This window comes from Ruegeria sp. CL7 (genome assembly GCF_056536445.1).
Map to the genome: position 1 here is coordinate 131,366 of NZ_JBQFPQ010000006.1, position 26,993 is coordinate 158,358.

Sequence of the window (26,993 nt, forward strand, 5' to 3'; positions counted from 1 at the left end):
CACGCTGTGATTACGGATTTTTCGGATAACCTCATGACAACTCAAGCGCTGCGCCTGGCCATCGATATTGGCGGCACGTTCACGGATACGGTTCTTGTCTCTGGCGAAGAGACGATACTTGCCTCGACCAAAACCCTGACCACGCATCACAACCCCGCCGACGGAGCCATGCAAGGCGCAACGCGCGTGATGCAACAGACAGGGCACCGTCTGAGCGAAGTCACCGGTTTCATTCACGGCACCACGCTGGCCACCAACGCGCTGATCGAAAAACGCGGCGCGGTCGTGGCAACCGTGACCACCGAAGGGTTCAGGGACATTCTGGAAATCGCCTACGAGCGGCGCTATTCGCAATATGACATCAATCTGGAGAAACCTGATCTGCTGGTGCCGCGTGAGCGCGCGCTGACGGTCCGCGAGCGCGTTTCGGCGGATGGCAAGGTGTTGATTTCGCTGGAAGGCACAGCCATCGACGCGTTGTTGAAGGATATCGACGCCAGCGGAGCGGAAGCCATCGCCATCTGCCTGATGCACGCATATGCAAACCCCGAGCACGAGCGCAGGCTGCGCGATACGCTGGCGGACAGGCGCCCCGATCTGACCGTCTCGATTTCGTCGGACGTCAGCCCCGAAGCGCGCGAATTCGACCGGCTGTGCACGACCGTCGCCAACGCCTATATCCAGCCTCTGATGGCAACGTATCTGGCCCGGTTTGTCCGGCAATTCGAGGCCCAGGGCGTCACCTGTCCGATCCTGATGATGACAGCGGGTGGTGGAATGTGCACCATGCGAACCGCCGCGCGGTTTCCGATCCGGCTGGTGGAATCCGGCCCTGCCGGTGGTGCCATTCTGGCTGCCCGCGTCGCCGCCCACGCCGGTCTGGATCAGGTTCTGTCCTTTGACGTCGGCGGTACCACCGCCAAACTATGCCTGATCGACAACGCCCGTCCCCAGACCTCGCGCCAGTTCGAAATTGCCCGCGCCGCTCGGTTTATCAAAGGGTCCGGAATGCCGGTACGAATACCGGTCATCGAAATGATCGAGATCGGCGCCGGAGGCGGTTCGATTGCCGGGGTTGACCGGCTAGGACGGTTGACCGTAGGGCCAAAATCAGCCGGATCCGAGCCCGGCCCCGTCGCCTTCATGCGCGGTGGAACCGACCCCACGGTGACGGACAGTGATATTGCATTGGGATATATCGTACCCGACACGTTTGCCGAGGGGCATATTCAGCTTGATCCCGAAGCTTCGAAACGGGCGCTGAGCCGGGTGATCGGGTCAAAACTGGATCTGGATGCCGTAGGCGCCGCCGATGGCGTCAGCCGTATCGTCGACGAAAGCATGGCCAGCGCGGGTCGGATGCATGCGGTGGAATCCGGCAAGGACCTTGGCCCACGAACAATGATAGCGTTTGGGGGCAACGGGCCATTGCACGCCAGCCGGGTCGCGCGATCCGCCGGGGTCTGCCGCATCGTGATCCCGCCCGATCCCGGTGTCGGATCGGCCGTCGGCTTCCTGTTCGCTCCGGTGTCTTTCGAGATCGTCCGCTCGCGCTATTCGTTGCTGGGCAGCATGGACCTGAACGGGATCAACACGCTGTTCGAAGCCATGATTTCCGAGGCTAGAGAGGTCGTCTTCCAAGGGGCCGGCGATGTCCCGACCCAGACGCTGCGCACTGCCTTCATGCGCTACAACGGACAAGGGCACGAGATCGAGATCACCCTTCCCAACCGCCCCCTGACCGCCGAAGATATCGTGCCGCTGACCGCTGCATTCGATCAGGAATACCGCAAGCAATTCTCGCGCCCGGTGCCGGGGATGCAGATCGAGATTCTCAATTGGGCGGTACGTGTCGCGACCTGTGACAGCGTCGTGCCGGCGGTTCCTGAAACGCCCCGGTTGAAGACAATCTCGGCGCCGGAAACCCGTCCGATCACCTGTGACGTGGACGGAGTGTCGAAACCAGCGGCCTTCGTTGCCCGAGCGGATCTGAAGCCCGGCGACCACCTTCACGGCCCCGCATTGATCACCGAGCCGCAGACAACCACGCTCGTGTCCGCCGACTTCTCGGCCCATGTGGATGCCATTGGAAACCTCGTCCTCGTTCGGGACCAGAAAGGAGGCGCATGATGTCGTCCGATCTTTCACACGATCTTTCGCCCGCCCGATTGCAGGTGATGTGGAATCGTCTGCTGGCCGTGGTCGAAGAACAGGGCCAAACCCTGATCCGCGCCGCCTTCAGCCCGATCGTACGCGAATGCGGCGACATCTCTGCCGGGATATTTGACGCCGATGGCCGGATGCTGGCGCAAGCCGTGACCGGCACGCCGGGGCACATCAACACCATGGCCGAGGCGGTGCAGCACCTGCGCCGGGCTTTCCCGGTTCAAACCATGAAGCCGGGCGACATCTACATGACGAACGACCCATGGCTTGCCTCGGGGCACCTGAACGATTTTCTGCTGATGATGCCCGCATTCAAGGATGGCAAGGTGGTGGGCTTTACCTCCTGCACGTCGCATCTCGTTGATCTGGGTGGGTTGGGCATGGGCCCCGAAGGTTCCGACATCTATGACGAGGGCCTGCTGATCCCGCCCTGCAAGCTGGTTGAGCAGGGCACCCCCAACGATTTGCTGCTGGACATCATCCGCGCCAACAGCCGCGAACCCGTCGCCAACGATGGCGACATCTATGCACTGATCGCCTGCTGCGAAGCCGGGGTTGCAAGGCTGCTGTCGATGATGGAGGAATTTGGCCTCGACGATCTAGGGACGCTCGGCTCGTACATCATCGACACGTCGCGCCGCGGCACGCTGGAGGCCATCGCCGACGTGCCCGAAGGTGTCTACAAGAATGTTCTGAAGATGGACGGCTATGAGAATGAGCTGGAACTGCACGCCACCCTGACCGTAAGGAAGGACGGCATGCATGTGGATTTCTCGGGCACTTCGGGCTGTTCGCGCAAGGGCATCAACGTGCCGCTGAACTATGCCACCGCCTATACGGTGTTTGCCTTGCGCTGCATTGTCGGCGCGGACATTCCCAACAATGCGGGATCGCTGGAGCCGTTTACCATTGACGGGCCAAAGGGCTGCATCCTGAACGCGCAGCGCCCGGTGCCGGTTGCGATGCGGCATACCTTGGGTCAGGTCACGCCCGATCTGGTTCTGGGCTGCCTGCATCAGGCCCTGCCCGATGCGGTCCCGGCCGAAGGTGCAAGTTGCATGTTCGACCTGCCCATGCGCCACGCGCCCGAAGTGGCCCGTGACGGCGGTCGCGAATTCGCGGTGGAACCCGTGCACAATGGCGGAACCGGCGCGCGACCTCATGCCGATGGACTGTCGGCCACGGCCTATCCGTCCGGGGTGTTCGGCAGTCAGGTCGAGATCACCGAAAGCGTCGCACCCGTGACGATCTGGCGGCGCGAACTGCGCCCAGATTCCGGCGGCGCGGGCAAGTATCGCGGCGGGCTGGGGCAACGGATCGAGATGACCTCGTCCAACGGTGCTCCCTTTATCGTTTTCCTTTCGGTCGAACGGCTGAAATACCCGGCGCTTGGCCGTATGGGCGGCAGACCCGGCGCGCCCGGTCGCATCTGTTTCAGGGACGGCGCAAACGATATTCCGGGCAAAGGAGAGTTACGGGTGGAACACGGTGATTATCTGATCTTCGATACACCGGGCGGCGGTGGATTTGGCGACCCTGCCGAACGCGACCCGGATGCGCTGGCGCTGGACATCAAACGCGGGTTGGTAACTGCGCAAGGCGCCAGGATTTACGCGGGTGACGCATGATCCGACCGGTTCCTTACATTGGCGCCATGGCCGCTTATGCGCTGGCTGATCCGAACGGCGCAGACACGGTTTCACTGGCGCAAAACGAAAGCGCCTTTCCCGCAAGCCCCGCCGCCGTTGCGGCCGGGCAGGCAGCGCTGGCGGATCTGGCCCTTTATCCCGATCCGGAATGGGCCGAAATGCGCTCGGCCATTGCCGAGGTGCACGGGCTCGTCCCCGCGCGCATTTTATGTGGGGCGGGCTCGATGGAACTGATTGGCTGTCTGATCCGCGCCTTTGCCGGGCCGGGCGATCAGGTGCTGGGCACACAATATGGCTATGCCTTTGTCGCCTCGGCGACAGCTCAGGCACAGGCCGAATATGTGGCAGCGCCCGAGGTCGATTTGACCGTATCGGTGGACGCGCTTCTGGCCGCTGTCACACCTGCCACCCGCATCGTGTTCGTCTGCAATCCGGGCAACCCCACCGGCACGCTGATCCCGAATGACGAAATTGTCCGTCTGCGATCGGATCTGCCTGGCGATACACTGCTGGTGGTGGATCAAGCCTATGCGGAATTTGCCGATGCCACGAACGATCCTGCGCAGATCTTTGCGCTGGTGGATCGGGGCGACACCGTGATCACGCGTACATGTTCCAAGGCCTACGGGCTGGCGGGGGCGCGAGCCGGCTGGGGCTATTTCCCAAGCGAAATCTCGGGTGAGGTCCGCAAGCTTTTGAATCCCAACAATATCTCGATTGCCTCGCAGGCAGTGGCCGCGGCGGCGATGCGCGATCAGGCCCATATGCGCAACGTGGTCGCACGGACAGCCGAGATTCGGGACCGGTTTGCGCAGGAATGCCGCGAACTGGGCCTGAGCGTGCCGGAAAGCCACACCAATTTCGTGCTGATCCGCTTTGCCTCGACCGCGCAGGCACAGCGCGCCGACACGGCCCTGCGGGCGGAGGGCCTGATGATGCGCGGCATGGGCGGCTATGGTTTGTCGGACTGTTTGCGCGCCACGATCTGTGCGCCCCAGGTGATGGACAAGGCCCGCGACATCTTGAAAGGAGCGCTGACATGACCGAGACCCGCACAGCCGCCAAGATCGGTGTTCTGGTGCCCTTCACCAACACCAATCTGGAACCGGATATGGAGATGCTGCGACCGCCAAACACCACCATCCATTTCCAGCGCATGGGCGGCTATGACGTGGATGAAATTCCCGGCTCGGATCAAATGGCAGGTTTGGGTGCTTCGGATATCAGCCACGATCTGCGGATGATCTCGGGCGTGCGGCCCGATGTGGTGCTGTACGGCTGCACCTCGGCCACCCTGACCCATGGGCCGTCTTTCGACGCTGAGCTGGCGCAACAGATCAAATCGGAATCCGGTGCGCTGTCGCTGACCGCGGCCGGATCATTAATCGCCGCAATCAAGGCACTGGGGGCCACAAAGGTCGGCTTTTCCTCGCCCTATCTGGGCGAAATAAACGTTCAGGCGATGGATTTCATGGCCCAGAACGGAATCGAGACCGTTCGATGCACCGATGTTGGCCGAAAGCTGGGCAATTACGGTCAGGGAGAGCTGACCCCGGACGAGGTTTATGAACTGGCCTGTCAGGCCGATCACCCGCAGGCACAGGCCATAATTCTCAGCTGCACCGACATGCGTTCGGTCGAGGCGATCGACCGGATTGAAGCAACGCTGGGCAAGCCGGTTGTCACCTCAAATCAGGCGATGATGTTCTGCCTTATGCGGGCTCTGAACCTACCGCGTCACGACGCGCTGCCGGGGCGATTGTTCGACCTGCTCTGACCGGATCAGGGCGCAAGGCGATAGTTTAACGGATCAAACTCACCTCGAACCGGTCTTGGATCACCCAGACTTGTTCCCAGCTCCAATTCAACCTGTGCAGCAGGCGGCAAGACCGTCGCCGCGCCGTCATCAGGATCAAGGGTGCGGATGTGCCGGTCGGAATGCGTATATACGGCAGCTTCGGCAGATTTTACGTCTGGTCGGCGGGGGCGTAGATCAACGCGCCAAGGTCTGAGAATTTCGAACCTGGCGCGCCCAGCCCCAGAACCGCGTCACGAATTGCGGCAGCACGGGATGCACCCAGTGATGGTGTCGCAAATTCCATGAATTTGTCGATCACTTCTGTCTCATCCATTGGTGCCTCGGGTCCGCCGCGTGCATGTACGTCGCCCGACTCGAGTATCCGCCCGTCGGTCAGGGTGATGCTGACATCGGCGAACCGGCTTTCGGGGAAACGGTCAGAATGGCGTGCGGCCTCTGCAACCGAGATACGCTCGACGATCGAGGCGACCAGCGGGTCGGCCAGGCCCGCGCCGGTGATGTTCTCGACCCCGATCCGGCCATGCGCAACCATTGTCGCGACGGCAAATGGCAGCGAATACTGCGCCTTGGACGTATCATCCGGCATGCCCCTGAAAAGGCAGGCGCTTTCCCGAAACGTGTTTACATGAATCGCGGCAACATCCCGGTGAGTCAGGTCGTTTTCACGCATGAGTGCACGGGTGGCATCAATTGCGGCGTGGGCCCAACGGCAGATCGGGTAGGGTTTGACATATTGATGCTCCATTTGCCAGAAATCGCCCAGATCTTGCCAATGGGGGGCAACGTCTGCCGCTTCGATGGTGATGGCCGGTGCCCCGGTAAAGCCTTTCTCGGCCAATACCGCTGAAGAAATGCCAACCAAAGCGCCCCAGCCCGAACCGTCATGCAGCATGGTGGGATTGGCGATCTCGCGCATCATCTGGCTGCGCGGGCCATGGTATTCGGCGATCCCCATGGCCTGCCGCATCTGTTCGGCCTTCAAACCGCGCAAACGCGCCGCCACGGCCACCACGCCAATCGCGTTCCAAGCTCCGGATGTGTGATAATCGCTGACGGTGTCATGCAAAGAAATGCCCGCGCGTCCCGCGACCTCGTATCCAACGATCACCGCCGCCAGCGCTTCGAGGCCTGAAAAATCTTGAACGGTTTCAGCCAGTGCCGCCAGTGCGGGAACGACGACAACCCCGATGTGGCCTTTGGTCGGATTGTATCCATCATGTCCGTCCAAATTGTCGGTCTGTGTGGCCGCTGCATAGGCCGCACCCGCGACGCTGACGCGACGACCGTCGAAAAGCATGCGCGCGCTCAGCCCCGGATCGCCCGCGCCAAACAGCGCTACCGCACTCTCGCGCGCAATCTGTCCGGCCTGCATCGGCCCCGATCCTATGGTGATCCCCAGCGTATCCAGCAGCATCAACGCCGCTGCCTTGCGTGCGGTGTCGGGAAAATCCTGCGCGGCACGCTTCAGCGCAAAATCTGCAACGGTCTGAAAGGTATCTGTCACGGTGTCCAGTCGAGGTTTTTCTTTCGGGTTCCGGATACAAGAAAAAGCCTATGTGAATTTGCGCATAGCGGCACGAAAACAATCATGGGGCAATGGCCCCGGATTATTTGTGACTAGGACCAGATCGCGTTTCGAGGCAGAACCATACGTGTGAGTCGCTCATGGGCAAGACAGCAAGCCCTGGGCTTATTAGTTCTTTGCAACGTGCCTTGCCTGAGAAACATCCGTCATGATGAATCTTCCACACCTGACCTTTCTGCGTTCGTTCGAAGCAGCGGCACGGCACCTGAGCTTTACCGCTGCAGCCGAAGAGTTGAACTGCACCCAATCTGCCGTCAGCAATCATGTCCGCTCGTTGGAAGAGTTTTTGCAGCGCCCCCTATTCGTGCGCCATCCCCGGTCGCTGTCGCTGACGGATGTGGGTGAGGCCTATCTGCCGTCAGTGCGCCATGCCCTCCAGGAAATCAACGCTGCCACGCAATCGGTCATCGTGCGGTCGCATACCCGCAAAGTGGTGGTATCTTGCCCGGTCAGTCTGGCCGAGAACTGGTTGCCGGATGTGATCCGTGGTTTCAACGCGGTGCATCCCGATATTGATCTGACGGTTCACGGCACTGTCTGGGCTGATGTCGAACCAAATGTTTCGGACATCTCGCTGACGATCAATCATGTCGACGATGTGTTGCCCGACGCCCATCGTTTGTGGGTCGAAAAACTGGCCTTGGTCTGTGCGCCCGACTTTCTGGTCGATGGCGAGCCGCTGACCGACCCCAAGCAATTGCAGAATGCACCGCTGATCCATATCCTGGGCCGCCCCTCCTATTGGGAGCACGCGGCGCGGCATTTCGGATTGTCCGATCTGAGCCAGAAGGGCGGGTTGCGGACAAATGTCTCGAATCTGGCGATGGAAATGGCCGCCAAGTCACTGGGATGCGTCGCCCTGCCCCGGTCGCTGGCCCGGTCCTATGTCGAGCGGGGGCTGCTGATCGAGCCTTTCCGGTTTGATCTGAACAGCCCCTGGACCTATTTCATGCGTCTCAAGGAAAAACCCGTTTCGCCACCGGTCCGGCTGTTTCAGAATTGGCTGTTGCAAGCCGCCGCTGAAATGGACAGCTGATCGACCTGTCATTTGCCGGGCCATGTCACGCGGCCCCTTTTATCCCTTACGCCGTCTTGTTGGTGGCGAGAACGCGCGATCACCCCCGCGCCTCATCAATACTTAAGGCAGGAGCTATTCCAGCCATCAACAACACCCTCTGTTCAACCGAATTTCAACACCAACCGGTCTTCCTGATCCCCGGCTCCGCTGAACAAAACGGACATGGTCGCGGTTTCGAAGGGCTTTGCACCGTCTGCGTTCTTATTGCCTCAATATCCGCAAGAATCTATGGGATGCACCACACAACTGCTGACGGCCATTGAAACCGGCGTCAGTTTCTTTGATTGTGCCCACGCCGTCCGTGGTAATTGGTAAGAAGGATTTTTGGATGCGTATTGCAATGATCGGCACCGGTTATGTTGGCTTAGTGTCCGGTGTATGCTTTTCGGACTTTGGTCATGACGTGATTTGCGTCGACAAGGCTGAGCAAAAGATCGACATGCTCAAGGCCGGAGAAGTGCCGATCTATGAACCGGGCCTGGATGTGCTGATGGCAAAAAACGTTGCTGCCGGTCGCCTGAGTTTTTCAACCGATCTGAAAACAGCAGTTGATGGCGCCGATGCGGTTTTCATCGCGGTCGGAACTCCGACCCGACGAGGGGACGGCCACGCGGATTTGACCTATGTGATGGCGGCGGCGGAAGAGATCGCCCAAGCGGTTACCGGTTACACGGTCATTGTCACCAAATCGACCGTGCCGGTGGGAACAAACAGAAAAGTTCAGGAGGTCGTTGCGGCCGCCAACCCCGCAGCCGAATTCGACGTGGCCTCGAACCCTGAATTTCTGCGCGAAGGCGCCGCAATCGATGACTTCATGCGCCCCGATCGCGTCGTGGTGGGTGTGGAAAACGATCGCGCCGCCGAAGTGATGGCCGAGATTTACCGACCGCTTTATCTGCGTGACTTTCCGATCCTGACCACCGATCTGGAAAGCGCCGAGATGATCAAATACGCCGCCAACGCGTTTCTGGCGACCAAGATCACTTTCATCAATGAAATCGCAGGCTTGTGTGAAAAGGTCGGTGCGGATGTCAAGGAAGTTTCCCGCGGCATCGGTCTGGACGGACGAATTGGCAACAAATTCCTGCACGCGGGGCCGGGCTATGGTGGGTCCTGTTTTCCGAAGGATACCGCCGCGCTGGCGCGGATCGGGCAGGATCATGCATATCCGATGCAGATCACGGAAACCGTTATTCGGGTGAATGACGAGGTCAAGAAGCGGATGATCGAAAAAATCCGCGACGCCTGCGACGACCGCCTTAACGGCAAGACGGTGGCGGTTCTGGGTGTCACTTTCAAACCCAACACGGATGACATGCGCGACGCGCCATCACTGTCCATTATTCCCGCTTTGATCGGCGGAGGGGCCAAAGTGCGCGTCGTCGATCCGCAGGGCAAAGCGGAAGGCGATGCATTATTGCCCGGAGTCGAATGGTGCGACGATCCCTATGCAGCGGTTCAAGGGGCTGACGTTGTGGTGTTGCTGACAGAGTGGAACGAGTTCCGCGCGTTGAACCTGACCCAGCTGGCCGGTTCCATGAACTCTGCCCGAATGGTGGATCTGCGCAATATCTATTCAAAGTCACAGGCGCTGAAATCCGGCTTTGAAACCTATGTCGGCGTTGGACGCTGAACGCACACCGCCTGTTGGATCAAACGCGCCCACCGGACCCGCTTGGGTCCGGCAGGGATCTGCCTTCACGGGCTATTCGGTGGCCCAGATCTTGCGGCGGCGTTCCTTGACCATGTCATTGCCTTCATCGGTGCCGTCGTGGAATGTGTTGAACCATTCATCCCAAGGGGTTTCCCAGGTGCCGTAATTGCAGTCAAAAAACCGGTGATGCAGCTGGTGAAAGAAATCCCCGACCTGGAACTTGGCCTTGTTGCCGAACTTCACATGCTCGAACCCGGCATGAGAGGTCGGAGCGCCGATGCCGTGATGGAACAGCAGGAAAATGGCGTGGATCGGATGAGACGGCAGCAGGAAGAAGATCATCGTATCGAACATCAGAAAGAAACTTTCGACCGGATGCATCGAAAGCCCCGACCAAGGGCCGGTATTGATGTTGCGGTGATGCCAAGCGTGGACTTTTGTATAAAGCACACCCACATGCAGCAGCCTGTGCAGCCAGTAGAAATGGAACCCGGCCCAGATCGGCACGAAGACGGTCATGGCGATGAACCAGATCGGGTTGCCGTCTAACGTGATCATCGTGATCCAGCCACTGGCATAGGAATACAGGATCAGACATTCCCAGAACGTCCAGAACGTCAATGCCGGGCCCAAGGTCCAGAACATGTTGTCCCAGACCTGATTTTTGAATGTGAACACCTTGGCGCCCTTCATCATCGGGCGCATGTCATAGCGGTATTCGTCCTGCTGCGTGCGGAACTTCCAAAGGGCCAGATGCAAACCGCCTGCGACCACCATCAGGATACAGAAATTGCGGAACCAGATTTCCGCAACCCAATCCCAGCCGAAGGTCTCGATCCTGCTCAAAGAAGGCGTCAGATAGGTCCAGCTGATGACCGCAAAGACCAGCAGCAGCGCCCGCAATGCAAGCGGATTCCAGCTTTGCAGCAGGTATTTCAACGCGGCCAGAGGTTTCATCGGCCAATCCCAATAGGGTGCGGTCTGAATCGGCAATTGAGGCGTGTAATTCCAGATCTTGCGCTTGGCTCGTGGCGGCAGGGCGGGGTCTGACATAGAAGGCTCATTTCATCTGTTCACTGATTACAAGCCTAAGGCGGGGGATCAAAAGCTCAGACCTAATTGTCTTGCCGGTGAGGCTAAGTTCTGCTTAGCCTGTCGGAATGAACGCCCGCGTCCCTTCCCTCAACTGGCTGCGCGTATTCGAGGCTGCGGCCCGAACCGAAAGCTTTGCCCGCGCCGCGACCCAGTTGAACATGACGCCTGCCGCCGTCAGCCAGCAGGTCAAGGCGCTGGAGACAAGACTGGGCACACCCTTGTTTCACCGTCACGCGCATGCGGTCACTTTGACCGAGACCGGGCGCGCCTATCTGCCGTCGGTACAGCAATCCTTGCTCATGTTGGAAACGGCAACCGCCGGTCTGTTCGGTGAAACCCGCGAGCAAAGGCTTTACGTGCAGTCGGTGCTGCTGTTTGCACATGGCATTCTGGCCGGGGGTGTTCCCGATTTTCAGGCGGCGCATCCTCAGATCAACCTTTCGCTTTCGACCGGCAATGTCATGTCGGATTTTGCCAATCGGTTCACTGACCTTCAGATCGTGTTCGGAAACCCCGCGTTGTTCGGCTCGGAAAGTGACGAGTTGATGCGCGAACATCTCTATCCCATCGCCCCGCCCGAGATTGCTGCCCGGATCGAGACGGCAAAGGACTTGTTCGACTTCACCTTGATCGAAGTTTCGACCCATCGGGCAAGCTGGCCGCATTGGTTCGAACACCAGCGGCTGCCAGCAGGCCAGGCACGGTATTTTTTTGCCGACAATTCGGTGATGGCGGCCGAGCTCTGCGCCAGCGGATGCGGCATTGCCTTGGCGCGCGCGCCCGCGTCAGATCGCATTATGAAACTGTCGGGCTTGGTCCCTTGTCTGCCGGACATCTCCTGCCCGGGGCAGGAAGCTTATCATCTGGTCTATCCCTCCCGCACGGCGCTGCGCCCGGCAGCGCGTACGTTTCGCGATTGGCTGATGGATTACAGCGCCGCCGTCCAGACGCGGTAACGCCCCTGCCCGGTGACCTCGCGAACCAGACCCCGCTGCGCGAACAGGTCGAAATTGCGCTGTACCGCCGCGCGGGAAGCCTTGGTCAGGTCTTCTGCCAAAGGCGCGGATACCATGGGCCAGGCCGTCAATGCAGTGATCAGGCGCGGTGGGGTGCGGCCGCTCAGATCCTGCGTGACCTTTTTGGCTTTCGCCTCCCACGCGCTGATCCGGTCCAGGTGCAATAACGCTGCAAGGGCAGCCTGACCTGCGCCGCCGATCCATGCGCTCAGTTTTTCCGCCGGATCCCCCGAGCCGCGCAGCGCGCGCGGCCCGGACAAGGCCAAAGGCATGAACTGCGCACCACCACGCCCCATGGAGGCCGCATGCCGCGCGGCTATGACGGCTGCTTCCGTGTCCTGTCCGATGCCTTGTGACACCGCCCGCCACGCGTGAAACGCAATTGCCGACTGCGTCACAGGATGCAGCCCTTCGGCGTTTTGCATGACCTCGGCCAGATCAACGATGGATTCCGGGGTCGCGTCGGCCCCCTGAGCCAGCCGGTCAAGAAACGCGGTCAGCCCCCGTTCCCAACCGCCGGCAGCGGGCGGCGCGCCCGAACTCAGGCGTCGTACGGCCCATCCGGCCCGAAACAGGGCCTGCACGTCATCATGCGTCGCGCCGATGCGCAAGCCGGTCCACAAAGCCAATCGATCCACGCTGATCCGGTCTCCGGTCCACCACCCCAGATCGGACGTCTCCATCAATGCCAAACGGTGCGTCCAGCCTTCAGGGCCCGCTCGCAACCGCTCATCCAGCGCGCCAAAAGTCAGGGCCAGATCCGCAAGTTCCGCAGAAAGGTCGGACTGCGCAGCCCGCCAATCGCGCGGATCGAACAGCAGGCGCTGTTCGCGTCGCGGCCCGGGCAGGAAGAAACCTTCGTCTTCCTCGACTTCATCCGGAGGCAAGAACCACAGGTCGTCCTCTTCGGACGGATCGCCGTCATAGATGCTGGCGGGGCCAAGATCTTCGGCCTCGTCTTCAGGAAGGGGCAAGGGTTTCTTCGACGTCATACCCCACATTCTTCGGGCATTCCCGTTGGTTCACAAGGGGTATTCCGTCAGCCCGCAAAGGTTCGGGTCAGAACATCCAGTTCGCTGCTCAAATCGGTCTGCGGAGAGCTGCCCAGCAGCATGTAACCAAAACCATCCTGCGCCCAGGTCGCTGTTGCCAAACCACTCAGAACGGCCTGTTTGACCTCTGCCTTCGGGGCGTTCGGCCCCTGACGGATAACACAGAAGGCAAAAGGTTGACCCTGCTCATCGGCGAAAACGACCTGAACCAAGGGCTTTCCCTTGAACGAAAGAACCTGTGCTCGCTTCAACTCCAGCCCAGGCAGGGAGTCCAGCGCTTCACGGTTCAGAGACCTGCCAAGTGCTGCCTCGGCCATCGCGAACTGCTTGTCCAGCGATGCCTCGGAACTGTCCAGCGAGACAATCGTCTCGGGCACATAAAGCGACTGATAGATTGCCGCTTGCTGCGCCCAGCCCGGTTCCGCCGGACGCGTCGCCCAGAATGTCAGGGCGACGGCTGCAACCCCGACGCCCGCGGCCACGACCAGAAGGCGCAGAAACCCAGCATTGGTGTTTTGCGCCACGGGTTCCGGCAAATCGACCTTCGGCGCCGCGGTGGGCAGTTTCTCAAAGACCTGCCCAACGACAGGCGCAAACGGATCCAGCGCCATCAAGCGGCGTTCAAGCTCGACATCATCCTCAACCGCGGCCTCGATGGCGCGGCTCTGAGCCTCATCCAGCGTGCCTTCCAGATACGCCAACAGCGTCTCGTCGGAAAACGTCATTTGCCACTCCGTCGCGCGGTGTCTGCCGCCTCAAACTGCATCACGGTTTTCAGTTTCCGCCGGGCATTCGATAGCCGGCTCATGATTGTGCCGATGGGAACGTCCAGCAATGCAGCGGTTTCGCGATAGCTGTACCCTTCGACGAACACAAGCATGACCGTTTCCCGCTGCGCTTCTGGCAGCTGCATCACTTGAGTAAACACTTCAGCCGCAAAAATATTCGTTTCTGAATCCGGCAAAGTTGCGACCAGTTCCGCTTCCGGGGTCACGGACAGCGCCTGTGCCCGCCGGACGGAACGAGACCGCACTTCGTTCAACCAGATTGACCGGCAGATCGTCATCAGCCAACTGTCCAGACGATCATGCGACGTTACCTGATGATGCCGCTCAAGCGCACGCAGGCATGTGGCCTGCACCAGATCGTCCGCCACATCTGATGCCCCCGACAACGCCAGAGCAAACCGCCAGACGCGTCTTGAGTGCATCTGTACGGCGTCACGAACGGCCTGTTCGGAAGTCATCTCGGCACTCATCGAATAAAACGCGACCTGTGTGTGTTTGTCAGAAACGGACCCGGCCCGCAGGGCCAAAACTGACATAAACCGCGGAGGAAAGAAATGAAACTTCTGTTGAAGGCAGTCACGTTTGCGTCGGCAATTGTTGCAACACCCATTTGGGCAGCAGATTGGACACTGGAGTCCGACCACTCGCATCTGGCATATGGAACGATCAAGAAAAACGCGGTGGGCGAGGTCAACAGTTTCACCGGCCTGAGCGGACACGTGACACAGGAGGGCATAGCCGAAATCGAAATCGACCTGTCCTCGGTCGAGACCAACATAGATATTCGCAACGAACGGATGATCGAATTTGTATTCCGCCAAGCACCCACTGCGCGCCTGACGGCCGAATTCGACATGGCGAAGGTTTCAGGGCTGGCCGTGGGTGAAACCACCACTCTGGAAGCTGCTTCCGTGCTTTCGCTGGCCGGCAGGGAAGTTGAATTTGACGCGGAAATGTTCGTCGCACGCTTGTCCGAGACGTCAGTGCTTGTTTCGACAAACGACATGGTGTTTCTCAGCACGGAAGACGCCGGTGTGAACGCCGGCGTGGACAAGCTTATGGAATTGGCAAGCCTGCCCGGCATCACCCGAACGGTACCTATTACGGCCCGGCTGATCTTTAACACGGATGAAGAGCAGGCCTCGACGGCATCGGAAGCCACAGAGGATGTTGCTGCCGCAGATGTTCAGGGGGACGCGACGGCGGGCAAAAAGGTGTTTCGCAAATGCAGTGCCTGCCACAAATTGAAAGAAGGCAGCCATGGTGTTGGCCCGTCCCTGCACGGTATTATCGGCACAAAGGCCGGACAGGCAGAGGGATTCAAGTATTCGACAGCGCTGGAAAGTTCCGACATCGTTTGGACGCATGAGACCCTGAGCGCGTTCCTGACAGATCCCAAACGGTATCTTCAGGGCAATCGAATGCAGTTTCGCGGCCTGAAAAAGAACGAAGATATTGTTAACCTTCTTGCATATTTGCAAGAAGAGGGGTGAAGGCAACGCCCGAGAGACCTGGCCGCAGCGCTGAATTTCGATTTCCAACAACCGGCCCCGGACAGGATCGGATACGATACTTGTGCCCGTTCCCTGTCTGGTTTTCGGATCAACACGTGTTCAATGTCCGGAAATACAGCCCTTTGTTAGCGGGTTCATGCCGGACATACGACTCGTTTGTGGCAAAAAAGCCCGTGTTTTACGGCGTTTTTTTGCGAATCCTGTCACGCCACCAACCCTGCCTGCGCCCGTACAAAGAGGCAAATCCCGGTTGTCCTTGCGCTTTCCAACTCTTGTCCGATCGTCAACCAGCCATTATTTAGCGGGCGTACAGCTCAGACAGTCGGGATGGGCCGCTCTGCCGCAGCTTGGCATCTGTCCTTTAGGCCCGACAAAATATAGGTTAACTGAGCGTGCGCACAGTTTCACGATTTGGAGAACGCAATGATAAAGCGCGCCTGGAACAAGTGGCGATCAGGCTATATGGGCCGCCTTGTAGGTGAAAGCTTTTACGCGCAAGGCAAGCTGTATGGTATTGCGGTTCTGGCAATGATTGCCGTGGCGGTCACCACGGCCGGCTCCGCATATATGATGGAATACATTGTCGATGCCATGACCAGCCCCGACTTGCAGGGTTGGGCACATGTAATTGCGTTGGGGGTTGTCCTCCTGTTTCTGGTCAAAGCGGTCGCATCCTATATTCAGGCTATTTACCTTGCCCGCGCAGGCAATCGGATCGTGGCGGAACAGCAGGACAAGGTTTACCGCAAACTGCTCAAACATGGGGTCGCGTTCTTTTCGACCAATGAATCGTCGGACCTTCTGATGCGCACCACCCATGGCGCGCAGGCAGCCAGAAACCTGATCGATGTGCTGGTCACCGGGTTCGTCCGCGACGCTCTGACTCTGGTCGGGCTGGTTGCTGTGATGGTGTATCAGCAGCCCGTTCTGTCCGTCTTGTTCTTTGTCGTGGGTCCGATTGCCCTGTTGGGTGTTCGCTATCTGCTGAAGAGCGTACGAACGATCATGCAGGCCGAATTCAAGTCACTGGCGGAAATCATTCGGGTGCTGCAAGAGACCTCGGCAGGGATCAAGGTCATCAAGGTCTTCTCGCTCGAAGACCGGATGATCAACCGCATGGACACCGCCATCCGGAAAGTTGAACAGCGGTCGAACGATATCGCCAAGTTGCAGTCCATTGCCAGCCCTCTTATGGAGTTTCTGGCCGGCCTCGCCGTGGCGGGTGTACTAGTGGTCAGCACGATGGGAATCGCAGGTACGGAACAACCCAGCGCTGGCCAGTTGATGTCCTTTATCACGGCGTTGCTGATGGCCTATGAACCTGCCAAGCGGCTGTCGAAAATGCGCGTTCAGATCGAAACCTGCATGGTTGGTATCAGCATGTTGTTCGGCCTGCTGGATCAGGACGACACGATGGTGGAAAGCCCCGAAGCCCATGACCTGATCGAAGGCCCCGGCCAGATAACGTTGCGCGATGTGACTTTCGGCTATCAAGGTGCCGTACCTGTGATCGAAGACATGAACGTCACGTTCGAGGCCGGCAAGACCACCGCGCTCGTCGGTCAGTCCGGCGGTGGCAAATCTACGATATTCGGGCTGATCATGCGGTTCTACGATCCCGATGAGGGCAGCGTCGAGATTGATGGCCAGGATCTGCGCGAGGTCAGCTTTGCGTCCCTGCGAAAAAAAATCTCTTATGTCGGTCAGGATACGTTTCTGTTTTCGACGTCGATCATGGACAATCTGCGCTGCTCGGCCCCTGACGCAACCGAGGAAGAGGTCATTGCCGCGGCCAAAGCCGCACATGCGCACGAGTTCATCATGGACCTGCCGGAAGGGTACGAAACGCAAGTCGGCGAAAACGGAACCTTCCTGTCAGGTGGTCAGAAACAGCGAATTGCGATCGCACGCGCAATACTGAGAAATTCCGAGATCCTGCTTTTGGACGAGGCCACAAGCGCGCTGGACGCTGAATCGGAATCGCTTGTCAAAAAGGCTCTGGACACCCTGACAAAGGATGTGACCGTCGTCGTCATTGCGCACCGACTTTCAACTGTTCTGGAAGCGGATAAGATTATCGTGGTTCAGGATGGCTCGATCGTGGAACAGGGCAATCTGGACGAGTTGATGAAAAAGAACGGAGCCTTCCGCAACCTGTTCGATCAGCAATTCAAAAAACACGAACCCTCGGCGGAAGTGGCAGAGTAGCCCCTGCATTCGGTCTGGCACATGCCTCCCTTCTCCGGGCAAGACCCGTCCGGAAGAGGGGCGGAGTATTCTTGTCACGCGCGTCCGTGCATCGAAGTCATCAGGCCCAAGCCGCCCAAGGGATATGGCCGCTCGGGCCGCACTTGGGGAAATAGACGGTCCTGTCTTACGTACGGGTTCGAAGATGGCGGTCTCGACGATAGCGACACAAACATGTGGCATGGTCGCCCACGCCGGCGCGCCGTTCCTGCCAGCGCCTGGGCACGGAGGTTCTCCGACAAGAAGTCAACGTCGCTTTTCTTGAGGCCGCCCTGTTTGCCACCATCTCACACCAACGTAAAAACCTACTTGCATTACAAGGGGTACAGACACGCGACCTGATGCGTTTCTCCGGCCAGTTCAGGCAATGTTGCCCTGCACTGATCGGTTGCCAGCCAACATCTTTGCGCAAAGGCGCAACCTTTTGGAATATTCATTGGCGACGGCAGTTCGCCCTCAAGCTTGATCCGTTCTTTTCGGGCCATAGGGTCGGCTCGGGGCGTCGTGGACAGCAACGCCTTGGAATAGGGGTGGCGCGGCGCGGCGAACAGCTGTTCTTTGGGCGCCTTTTCAACAGCGCGCCCCAGATACATCACGATCACGTCGTCTGCAAAATGTCGAACCACGGAAAGATCGTGCGAAATAAACAGATAGGCGAGGTCAAGCCGTTCCTGCAAATCCACAAGCAGGTTCAGGATCTGCGACTGGATCGAGACGTCGAGTGCCGAAACCGGCTCATCCAGAACCAGGACCCTGGGATTCAACATGAGCGCGCGTGCAATGGCGATACGCTGACGCTGCCCGCCAGAGAACATATGTGGATAGCGATCATAATGCTCGGGGCGTAATCCCACCATCTCGATCATGTCGCGCGCTTGTGTCTCGCGGTCTGCGGCGGACATGTCCGGACGATTGATGATCAGCGGTTCCTGCAAGATCTGGCCGATGCGTTGACGTGGATTCAGCGATCCATACGGATCCTGGAACACGATTTGCACCGTTTCCCGCATCTTGCTCCACCGCGACGGGGTAATGTCGACACCATCAATCGTCAGCCTGCCCGACGTCGGCTCTTCAATCATCGTGACCAATCGCGCCAATGTTGACTTGCCACAGCCGGACTCTCCGACGATGGCCAGAGTCTTTCCCGGTTTCAGTTCGAAATCCACCCCAGAAAGGGCCTTTACCGTCGCTGACTTGGACAGCAACCCGCCCTTCACCGTGTAAAACCGGGTCAGATCTTTCGCCTGAACGATGGGGTCGGTCATGCCAATTCTCCGGCCGCAATTTTTTCTACGTGGTGACAACGCGCCTTGCCGAAGGCGTCGGCATGGGGGGTCGGCGGTATTTCAGCGCAAGTTGCATCAGCAAACCGGCATCGGGGGCTGAACAAGCACCCTGCGGGGCGATCGAATTGACCCGGCACAACGCCGGGAATCGTCGGGAGGATCTTGGAGGTCGCGCGCTCGGGCAAGGCGCTCAGCAGGGCCGATGTATAGGGATGACGCGGCGTGCGGAACAAATCACGCACGGGCTGCTCTTCGACTTTTTGTCCGGCATATTGCACCTGAACCCGTTCGGCGGTTTCGGCCACCACCCCCATGTCATGAGTGATCAGCACAAGGCCCATATCGTGCTCGTCCCGCAACCGAACCAGCAGGTCGAGTATCTGCGCCTGAATGGTGACATCCAGCGCAGTGGTCGGTTCGTCCGCAATCAGCAGCTTGGGCTTGCAGGCGATGGCCATCGCGATCATGACGCGCTGGTTCATGCCCCCTGACATCTGATGTGGAAAGGTGGTCAGACGGCTTTCAGGGGCCGGGATGCCGACCTGGTCAAACAGCTCAATCGCGCGCTGGTGGCGGTCCTTGCGGTTCAAACCTAGATGGATGCGCAGGGCCTCTTTGATCTGAAATCCCACCGTGAAACAGGGGTTCAGCGACGACATCGGCTCCTGAAAGATCATTGCCATGTCCTTGCCGATGATCTTACGGCGATCGCGGGCCGAAAGACCGGCCAGATCCACCCCCTCAAAGCGCATCTCGTCAGCGGTGATCGTCGCGGTCCAGGGCAACAACCCCATCAGCGCCAGCATCGACACCGACTTGCCCGAGCCGCTTTCGCCGACGATGGCCATCAGCTCGCCCCTGTCGACCGACAGATCGACACCGTCCACGGCGCGGAACTTGCCCGAGGCCGTGGCGAATTCAACAGTCAGGTTGCGGATCTGCAAAAGCCTCATGCGATCAGCTCCGTTTCAGTTTCGGGTCAAGCGCATCACGCAGGCCATCACCCATCAGGTTGATGGCAAGAACGGTGACAAGAATCGCCAGACCGGGGAAAGTAACCACCCACCAGGCGCGCAGTATGAATTCGCGCGCTTCGGCCAGCATGGTACCCCATTCCGGAGTGGGCGGCTGCGCGCCCATGCCCAGAAAGCCCAAGGCAGCTGCATCCAGAATTGCTGTCGAAAAGGACAACGCCGCCTGGACGATGATCGGAGCCAGACAATTGGGCAGCACGGTGATGAACATCAACCGTGACCTGCCAGCGCCTGCCACGCGCGCCGACGTGACATAATCCTTCTGACGTTCCGCCAGAACCGACGCGCGGGTCAGGCGCACATAGTGGGGTTGGAAAACGATGGCGATGGCAATCATCGCGTTGGTCAGCGACGGGCCAAGGATGGCCACCAGCACCAGTGCCAACAGCAGCGACGGAAAGGCCAGAACGATATCCATCACCCGCATGATCAGCGTATCGACCCATTTGGGGGCAAAGCCCGACAGCAGGCCAATCATCACGCCGCCCGACACCGCCACACAGACGACGACGATTCCAACAAAGAAGGAATAGCGCGAGCCCATGATCAGGCGCGACAGCATGTCCCGACCCAGCGGATCGGTACCCAACGGGAAAGCCCAGCTTCCGCCCTCCTGCCAAGCAGGCGGTTGCAGGATATGATCGCGGAACTGTTCGGTTGGGTCATAGGGGGCCAGAAGGGGCGCAAAAGCTGCACAAAACACAAAGGCTGCAAAAACCCAAAGCCCGATGACGGCGCCGCGGTTTTCGCTGAAGTAGTACCAGAACTCTCGCAGGGCGCTGGGGCGGTCTTCCGTTCTGGGCGGGGTTGAAGATAGTTCGGCCATCACCGCCTCCGAATTTTGGGGTTGATGATGCCATAAAGGACATCGACCAGCAGGTTCACCAGCATCACGATCACCGCAATCATCAGCAATCCGCCCTGAACAACCGGGTAGTCACGGCGAAAGATGCTGTCGACCATCCACTTTCCTATGCCCGGCCAACTGAAGATGGTTTCGGTCAGGATGGCCCCCGCCAGCAACGTGCCCACCGACAGGCCGATCACCGTAACAACCGGAATCAAAGCGTTTCGCAGCGCGTGCAATCCATTGATCCGCGAAGGTGACAAACCCTTGGCGCGCGCGGTGCGGATGTAATCTTCGCCCAGAACTTCCAGCATCGCCGACCGGGTCTGGCGTGCGATAACCGCCAGCGGAATCGTTCCCAGCACAATCGTCGGCAGGATCAGATGGCGCACGGCTGATCCGAATGCTCCTTCCTGACCCGACAACAGGCTGTCGATCAGCATAAAGCCCGTGACGCTGGGAAAATAATACAACAGGTCGATGCGGCCCGAGACCGGCGTCCAGCCCAGATTGCCCGAGAATATGATGATCAACAGCAGCGCCCACCAGAAGATTGGCATCGAGTACCCGACCAGCGCCGAGGACATCAGCGCCCGGTCAAAGAACTTCCCTCGGTTCACCGCCGCGATCACACCTGCGGGCAGACCCAGCGCAACGGCAAAGATCATGGCGCACAGGGACAACTCCAGCGTTGCGGGGAACAGCGAAAAGAACTCATCCCATACGGGTTTCCTTGTGACAAAGCTTTCGCCCAGATCACCCTGAAGCACTCCGGTGAGGTAATCCCAATACTGCTGCAACACCGGCTTGTCGAAACCCAGCTTTTCGACCATTTCCTGATAACGTTCTTCCGTCATGCCGCGTTCCCCGGCCATCACGATGATCGGATCGCCGGGCAGCACCCGGATGAACATGAACGAAATCAACGTCACGCCCAGAAATGTCGGAACAAACAGGCCAAGACGGGTAAGGAAATAGCCAAGCATCAGCGACCTATGATTGTAAGTTCTTTGGGAAAGCGGGTCAGTGACCGACAGCCATCCCCGGTGACGAGAACGTCATCTTCTATGCGAACGCCGAACTTGTCCAATGCATACAGACCGGGTTCGTTGGTCCAGACCATGCCCGGCAGGATTTTCTGGCTGTTGCCGCGCATGATATACGGCGCCTCATGCACATCCCGGCCCAGACCGTGACCTGTCTTGGTCCGGATACGATCGGCAAAGGGCGAGGCCTCAAGCACGCCTGTGACGGCGTCGTCGATGTCATGCGCTGTCACGCCGGGGCGGCAGGCTTCGAACCCGGCTTTGTTGGCGCGCAAAACCGTGTCGTAGACATCCCGGCCTTCGTCCGGGACGTCCTGAACGAAAAAAGTTCGCGTAATGTCGGCCGCAAAACCATGTTTTCGAGCGCCAAAGTCGAACAGCAAGGCATCGCCTGCTTTGATCCGGTAGTCGGCGCGCGCCTTTCCGTGCGGTCGTGCCGAGTTGTCCCCCGCAGCCACGATGGGGGAAAAGGCCAACGACTCGGCGCCTTCCGCAAAAAGCGCCTGTATCAGCGCCTGCTCGATCTGTTTTTCGGTCTGACCTGCACGAACACCTGCAATCACACGCTCCAACGCGCGTTCCGAAATATCGATGGCCGCTTGCAGCGCGGCGATATCTTCTTCGGTTTTGATGATGCGAAGGCCTGAGATTTCGCGCTCGCCGTCCACAATCCGCAGATCCGGAATTGCGCGGGTAAACGCGTCTGACACGAAAAACCGCATCACCTGACCTTCGACGGCCAACGATCTGATAGGACTATGCGCTGCCAGCGCGGAAAATGCGCGGTCATAGCCGGTCTGATCGCGCCAGTCGAATACGGCACCCTCAAATCCAACCAGATCCCATGAGGCGAGTTCCAGATTGGGCACGATCGCCGCCGGATCACCCATGGCCGGAATCACCACGACAAAAGGGCGCTCGTGGCTCATGAAGGATTTGCCCAATGCGCGGGTGAAATTTGGACCCGGCACCAGGGCCACTGCGTCCACTGACATATCCATTGCCAATTGGCGGTATTCGGACAAATCCGGCATTCTGCCCGACCTCCTCAATAAGAAAGCCGGAGCCACCAATCAGGTGGCTCCGGTTTGTGAGTGGTGGTTTATTCGACGCTCACACCATAGAAGATGTGACCGCCCAGAGGGTGCACCTTATAGCCTTGCACCTTGTTGCTCATGGGCATGTAAACGACCGAATGCGCGATGGTTGCCCACGGAGCCTGCTCTTTGAACACAACCTGCGCTTCTTCATACAGTTTGGTCCGCTCGGCCTGATCCGTGCTTTGCTTGGCCTTCAGGATCAGGTCTTCGAATGGCTGATGGCACCATTGCGCCCGGTTGGATGCTTCGACCCCGTCACAGCCCAGCAAAACCGCCAGGAAGTTATCCGGGTCGCCATTGTCCCCGGTCCAGCCCAGCAGAACGGCACCGTCCCGGTTCAGTTCTTTCGAGCGGGACAGGTATTCACCCCATTCGTACGAGACGATTTCGACGCCCACACCGATCTTGGCGAAATCCGCCTGGATCAATTCGGCCATGCGACGGGCATTGGGGTTGTAGGGGCGCTGGACGGGCATGGCCCAGATTTTCATCGACAGGTCCGAAACACCTTCGGCCTCAAGCATCGCCTTGGCCGCTTCGGGATCATAGGGATCGTCCACGATGGCGTCGTTGTAGCCCCACATGGTAGGCGGGATCGGGTTCTTGGCCACCTGGCCCGAGCCCTGGAAGACCACGTCGATGATCGCCTGCTTGTCGATCGCCATGTTCAGCGCTTTGCGCACCTTCGGATTGTCGAATGGCGCCATGGTGGTGTTGTAGGCCAGATAACCAACGTTCAGGCCCTCTTGTTCCAGCATGTTGATGTCCGGATCATCCTTCATTGCCTGAATGTCGGCAGGGTTCGGATAGGGCATCACATGACATTCGCCTGCTTTCAGCTTTTGATAGCGCACAGACGCATCCGGCGTGATGGCAAAGATCAGGTTTTCGACCTGCGCCGGGTCGTTCCAATACGCATCATTGGCCGCGTAACGGATCACCGCGTCTTTTTGATATGCCACGAACGAGAAAGGTCCGGTGCCGATGGGTGCCGTATTCAGTTTTTCCGGCGTACCGGCTTCCATCATTGCCGCAGCGTATTCCGCCGACACGATTGAGGCAAAGTCCATCGCCATATTGGCGACAAACGGTGCTTCGGGCTTGGACAGGGTAAATTTCACCGTGTAGTCGTCGATCTTTTCGATGGACTCGACCAGATCAGGCATCCCCATACCCTGGAAATATTCCCAGGTTCCGCCTGACACTTGATGATAAGGGTGGTTTTCGTCTTTCTGACGCATGAAGGAGAAAATCACGTCATCCGCGTTGAAATCGCGGGTCGGCGTGAACGCGTCATTCGAGTGGAACTTGACGCCCTGGCGCAGCTTGAAAGTGTATTCCAGACCATCATCGCTGGCCTCGACACTTTCGGCCAGGCCGGGGACCACATTGGTCGTGCCCGTTTCAAATTCAAGCAACCGATTGTAGATCGGATGTGAAGACGCATCAAAGGTCGTCCCCGCGGTGTACAGCGCAGGATCGAACCCTTCAGGCGATCCTTCGGAACAATATACAAGTGTATTTGCCTGCGCCACGGCGCCCGTCAGGGCGATCGCAGTGGTTGCGGCCAGAAGTTTGAGGTTCATGATTTTCTCCCAGAAAAGGACTTTGAAAGACAATCGCATGGCTCTTTGTCGCCAGAGCATTCAGTGACAGCACAGGTCGTCGCGATCCCTCTGCCTAATGTATCCAAAATACAATATCTAATGTCAACAGTGTCTTTCTGCCGAAATCTTTGAGGAGTCTTTCTACCGTTGCACCCTGATTTCCGGATCTCATTCTCATCTTCGCTGCGAAATCGATACGACGACCCGAAACCCTCTCCCGGGCACTCAGACCTTTCTGTTAATGGGTGCTGTTAGCATGCGCTCATTGCCTGCACTCTCACGTCTTGTTCGTATGCGTAACCGCGCGCCAATCCCCCGAGGGAGGGTTGGTCAAAAGCTTGTTTGCGCGCAGCTTCATGGCGACGGACACAGGGTCCCCGCCCCGCGTTTTGTCCGCGGCCTCAAACGCAGCTATCGCCTGCTCGAACCGGCCGGAACGATAATGCGCAAGACCTTGTTCGTAGGTCTCGATCCAATCAAGGGATCCTTCAAAACCGTCGGCCATCGCAATCAGCTCATAGACCACCAGCTCCTCGGTCCGGCCAAAGACCGCGAGCGTGTCCAGCTCTCGGACGACAATTGCATCGGCGGCTTCGTGCCGGGTCTCGGGACCGATCAGAATGCGCGTACCATACTCCTTGTTGGCCCCTTCCAATCGGCTGGCCACATTCACGACGTCACCGATCGCCGTGTAGTTCAACCGCTGCTCTGACCCAATGTTGCCAACCAGTGCTTCACCGCTGTTCAACCCGATCCTGACACGCAGGGAATTTCCGGCCTCGTCTTTGATGCCCGCATCTTCCACGGTCGCGACAAGATCCAGCGCTGCGCGGCAGGCATTTTCGGCATGGAGAGCATCCTTGCGCGGTGCCCCCCAGATCGCCATGACCGCGTCACCCATGAATTTGTCGATCGTCCCGTCATGGCGCGCGACGGCAGCTGCGGCCGCAGAGAAAAAGGGCTCCATCAACTGGATGATTTTGGGGCCGAGTTTTTCCGACAACCCGGTGAAACCGGTCACATCGCAAAACAATACGGATATCTGCTTCATGTCGCCACCGGGCTGCGTTTTGATGCCTTCAGCGACCAGCATTTTCACAAGATCGGTCGGCACGTATTTTCTGAACGCGGACAATCCTGCTGCCATGCTGGCCGTTGCCGCAGACAGATTGGCAAGCTCGGAAAGGTTTGAAGGCCGGCGTGGAATGCGTTCGACGTCGAAGCGTTCGATCTTGCTCAGATCCTCGGCAATGCGCGCCAAAGGATTGGCTACAATTCGACGGATCAACCAGATCGCCAGAGCGGTTGAGACGATCACGACCCCGATCAGGATATAGATCAGGTCTATCAAGGTTGCATTGATACCCGACAAAAACGCCGCCTCCGGAATGACCGTAGCGACGCGCCACCCGTAAAAACCCAAAGGTGTCAGGGCCACCGCATAGGGGACGCCGTCGATCACCACGCGCTTCGTCGAACTGCCCGCTGTCTTGCCATCCGGATCGCCCAACAGTTTTTCCCCCGAGATCTTGGCAACCTCGTACAGTTCACCCTCGCCCATGCGCGCCGGTGTAACTTCGTCCGCTTTTGCGTCGGGAACGGCAATTACTTTGCCATCAGCATCCAGAATAAAGGCAGCTCCAAATTCGCCGGGCTCGAGCGTCGCCAGAAAGCGTGACAAACGGTCGGTTTCTATTGCGACCGCAAGGACACCCTGCCGTGCCCGGTTGACATCGATCGGCCCCGCAAATGCGTATACGGTCTTGTCACTGCCCGGAAGATCGCGCGCTTCGATCCATCCCATCGTGTCCAGGGACATGAAATTGTTGAACCAGGCATGATCGCGAGGATCATAAGAGGTCGGAACAAAGGTCCTTTCTTCGAACTGAATATCCCCGGGAACAAAAATGTATCGATCGGTTCGCAGGTTCCGGTCGCGGATGGCCTTGTCGATCTCGATCATCTCAAGCCCGCTGTCGCCCAACCGATGCGACGCGAAAAAATTGCCGTCCGGCCAACCGAAGAAAATCCAGGAAATATTCGGCTGCGCCTGCAACTGAGACAGAAACACGAACTCTCGTTTATCGGCCTGCCGTGTTGCGATGACATTCTGTACAAAAATCGTGCGCACCGCCGACCATGCGGCTTCGGCGGATCTGAGGGTTGCCCCGACTTCGATACGGACCGCGTTTGCAATCTGGCTGTTGATCTCAGCGGCAAGCATGCGGCTGTTGTCACGCGCGGTCGTCCACCACAGCGAATGAACAACAAAGGTCGACACGCCGATGGATACGGCGATCAGCATAGATACAGCAATGCCGACACTGAACCGCATGAAAACCCCGAAAAGAATGTCCTGTACCACAGTATTCGGTTGAGATGGCAAGAAGAGCAAAGCTTAGTTTGC

21 protein-coding genes are annotated in these 26,993 nt (G+C 58.8%); 9 read left to right on the plus strand and 12 right to left on the minus strand.

Annotated elements, in window-relative coordinates; translation table 11 throughout:
- Positions 1 to 33 precede the first annotated feature (33 nt).
- From ACR0LI_RS15240 to ACR0LI_RS15255, 4 genes are read left to right on the plus strand one after another with little or no spacing between them, the layout of a single operon-like run.
- Positions 34 to 2,130, plus strand: a complete 2,097-nt coding sequence (locus ACR0LI_RS15240) for a hydantoinase/oxoprolinase family protein (RefSeq protein ID WP_480718784.1) — start codon at positions 34 to 36, stop codon at positions 2,128 to 2,130.
- Positions 2,130 to 3,794, plus strand: a complete 1,665-nt coding sequence (locus ACR0LI_RS15245) for a hydantoinase B/oxoprolinase family protein (protein ID WP_210093449.1) — start codon at positions 2,130 to 2,132, stop codon at positions 3,792 to 3,794. Before ACR0LI_RS15240 ends, ACR0LI_RS15245 begins: the two co-directional genes overlap by 1 nt.
- Positions 3,791 to 4,858 carry a pyridoxal phosphate-dependent aminotransferase gene (locus ACR0LI_RS15250; RefSeq protein ID WP_480718785.1) on the plus strand — a complete coding sequence of 356 codons (1,068 nt, stop codon included), beginning with the start codon at positions 3,791 to 3,793 and terminating at the stop codon, positions 4,856 to 4,858. Before ACR0LI_RS15245 ends, ACR0LI_RS15250 begins: the two co-directional genes overlap by 4 nt.
- On the plus strand, positions 4,855 to 5,592 hold the full coding sequence (locus ACR0LI_RS15255) for a maleate cis-trans isomerase family protein (protein ID WP_171724597.1): 738 nt from the start codon (positions 4,855 to 4,857) through the stop codon (positions 5,590 to 5,592). The genes ACR0LI_RS15250 and ACR0LI_RS15255 overlap by 4 nt, the downstream gene beginning before the upstream one ends.
- A gap of 190 nt (positions 5,593 to 5,782) precedes the next feature.
- On the opposite strand, the gene ACR0LI_RS15260 is transcribed toward ACR0LI_RS15255, so the two are convergent.
- Positions 5,783 to 7,138 (minus strand): MmgE/PrpD family protein, encoded by a 1,356-nt coding sequence (locus tag ACR0LI_RS15260; protein ID WP_210093451.1) that lies wholly within the window; start codon positions 7,136 to 7,138, stop codon positions 5,783 to 5,785.
- 229 nt (positions 7,139 to 7,367) lie between these two features.
- On the opposite strand from ACR0LI_RS15260, the gene ACR0LI_RS15265 reads away from it, so the two are divergent.
- Both ACR0LI_RS15265 and ACR0LI_RS15270 read left to right on the plus strand, forming a co-directional pair.
- Positions 7,368 to 8,255 (plus strand): LysR substrate-binding domain-containing protein, encoded by an 888-nt coding sequence (locus tag ACR0LI_RS15265; protein ID WP_480490963.1) that lies wholly within the window; start codon positions 7,368 to 7,370, stop codon positions 8,253 to 8,255.
- A 370-nt stretch (positions 8,256 to 8,625) separates the two neighbouring features.
- A complete protein-coding gene (locus ACR0LI_RS15270; protein WP_171636466.1) occupies positions 8,626 to 9,930 on the plus strand; it encodes a UDP-glucose dehydrogenase family protein in 1,305 nt (434 codons plus the stop codon).
- Between the two features lie 72 nt (positions 9,931 to 10,002).
- On the opposite strand, the gene ACR0LI_RS15275 is transcribed toward ACR0LI_RS15270, so the two are convergent.
- Complete coding sequence (locus ACR0LI_RS15275; RefSeq protein WP_480488754.1) at positions 10,003 to 11,004, minus strand: sterol desaturase family protein; 1,002 nt, start codon at positions 11,002 to 11,004, stop codon at positions 10,003 to 10,005.
- A 107-nt stretch (positions 11,005 to 11,111) separates the two neighbouring features.
- On the opposite strand from ACR0LI_RS15275, the gene ACR0LI_RS15280 reads away from it, so the two are divergent.
- Entirely contained in the window at positions 11,112 to 12,002 is an 891-nt protein-coding gene (locus ACR0LI_RS15280) for a LysR substrate-binding domain-containing protein (RefSeq protein WP_209835089.1), read from the plus strand.
- Here ACR0LI_RS15280 and ACR0LI_RS15285 read toward each other — a convergent pair.
- From ACR0LI_RS15285 to ACR0LI_RS15295, 3 genes are read right to left on the minus strand one after another with little or no spacing between them, the layout of a single operon-like run.
- Positions 11,975 to 13,063, minus strand: coding sequence for a helix-turn-helix domain-containing protein (locus ACR0LI_RS15285; RefSeq protein WP_480718786.1), 1,089 nt, complete (start codon positions 13,061 to 13,063; stop codon positions 11,975 to 11,977). The two genes, ACR0LI_RS15280 and ACR0LI_RS15285, sit on opposite strands and share 28 nt — an antisense overlap.
- Positions 13,064 to 13,101: 38 nt before the next feature.
- Positions 13,102 to 13,839 carry a hypothetical protein gene (locus ACR0LI_RS15290; RefSeq protein ID WP_480718787.1) on the minus strand — a complete coding sequence of 246 codons (738 nt, stop codon included), beginning with the start codon at positions 13,837 to 13,839 and terminating at the stop codon, positions 13,102 to 13,104.
- On the minus strand, positions 13,836 to 14,360 hold the full coding sequence (locus ACR0LI_RS15295; protein ID WP_245218156.1) for an RNA polymerase sigma factor: 525 nt from the start codon (positions 14,358 to 14,360) through the stop codon (positions 13,836 to 13,838). Before ACR0LI_RS15295 ends, ACR0LI_RS15290 begins: the two co-directional genes overlap by 4 nt.
- Positions 14,361 to 14,456: 96 nt before the next feature.
- On the opposite strand from ACR0LI_RS15295, the gene ACR0LI_RS15300 reads away from it, so the two are divergent.
- Both ACR0LI_RS15300 and ACR0LI_RS15305 read left to right on the plus strand, forming a co-directional pair.
- Entirely contained in the window at positions 14,457 to 15,395 is a 939-nt protein-coding gene (locus ACR0LI_RS15300; RefSeq protein ID WP_480490957.1) for a c-type cytochrome, read from the plus strand.
- A gap of 444 nt (positions 15,396 to 15,839) precedes the next feature.
- Positions 15,840 to 17,624 (plus strand): ABC transporter ATP-binding protein, encoded by a 1,785-nt coding sequence (locus ACR0LI_RS15305; RefSeq protein WP_171636480.1) that lies wholly within the window; start codon positions 15,840 to 15,842, stop codon positions 17,622 to 17,624.
- Positions 17,625 to 17,977: 353 nt separating this feature from the next.
- Here the strand turns inward: ACR0LI_RS15305 and ACR0LI_RS15310 are convergent, their stop codons facing one another.
- The 7 genes from ACR0LI_RS15310 to ACR0LI_RS15340 form a co-directional block, all read right to left on the minus strand.
- On the minus strand, positions 17,978 to 18,931 hold the full coding sequence (locus ACR0LI_RS15310) for an ABC transporter ATP-binding protein (RefSeq protein WP_171636482.1): 954 nt from the start codon (positions 18,929 to 18,931) through the stop codon (positions 17,978 to 17,980).
- On the minus strand, positions 18,928 to 19,905 hold the full coding sequence (locus tag ACR0LI_RS15315; protein ID WP_480718788.1) for an ABC transporter ATP-binding protein: 978 nt from the start codon (positions 19,903 to 19,905) through the stop codon (positions 18,928 to 18,930). The genes ACR0LI_RS15310 and ACR0LI_RS15315 overlap by 4 nt, the downstream gene beginning before the upstream one ends.
- Before the next feature lie 4 nt (positions 19,906 to 19,909).
- A complete protein-coding gene (locus ACR0LI_RS15320; RefSeq protein WP_152460560.1) occupies positions 19,910 to 20,812 on the minus strand; it encodes an ABC transporter permease subunit in 903 nt (300 codons plus the stop codon).
- The gene (locus ACR0LI_RS15325) at positions 20,812 to 21,819 is read right to left on the minus strand and encodes an ABC transporter permease subunit (RefSeq protein ID WP_171724607.1); all 1,008 of its coding nucleotides are present in this window, start codon (positions 21,817 to 21,819) and stop codon (positions 20,812 to 20,814) included. The genes ACR0LI_RS15320 and ACR0LI_RS15325 overlap by 1 nt, the downstream gene beginning before the upstream one ends.
- Positions 21,819 to 22,913: a M24 family metallopeptidase gene (locus ACR0LI_RS15330; RefSeq protein WP_480718789.1), complete on the minus strand. Its 1,095-nt coding sequence runs from the start codon at positions 22,911 to 22,913 to the stop codon at positions 21,819 to 21,821. Before ACR0LI_RS15330 ends, ACR0LI_RS15325 begins: the two co-directional genes overlap by 1 nt.
- A gap of 68 nt (positions 22,914 to 22,981) precedes the next feature.
- Positions 22,982 to 24,565, minus strand: coding sequence for an ABC transporter substrate-binding protein (locus ACR0LI_RS15335; RefSeq protein ID WP_171724609.1), 1,584 nt, complete (start codon positions 24,563 to 24,565; stop codon positions 22,982 to 22,984).
- Positions 24,566 to 24,863: 298 nt separating this feature from the next.
- A complete protein-coding gene (locus tag ACR0LI_RS15340; RefSeq protein WP_480490952.1) occupies positions 24,864 to 26,921 on the minus strand; it encodes an adenylate/guanylate cyclase domain-containing protein in 2,058 nt (685 codons plus the stop codon).
- Positions 26,922 to 26,993 lie beyond the last annotated feature (72 nt).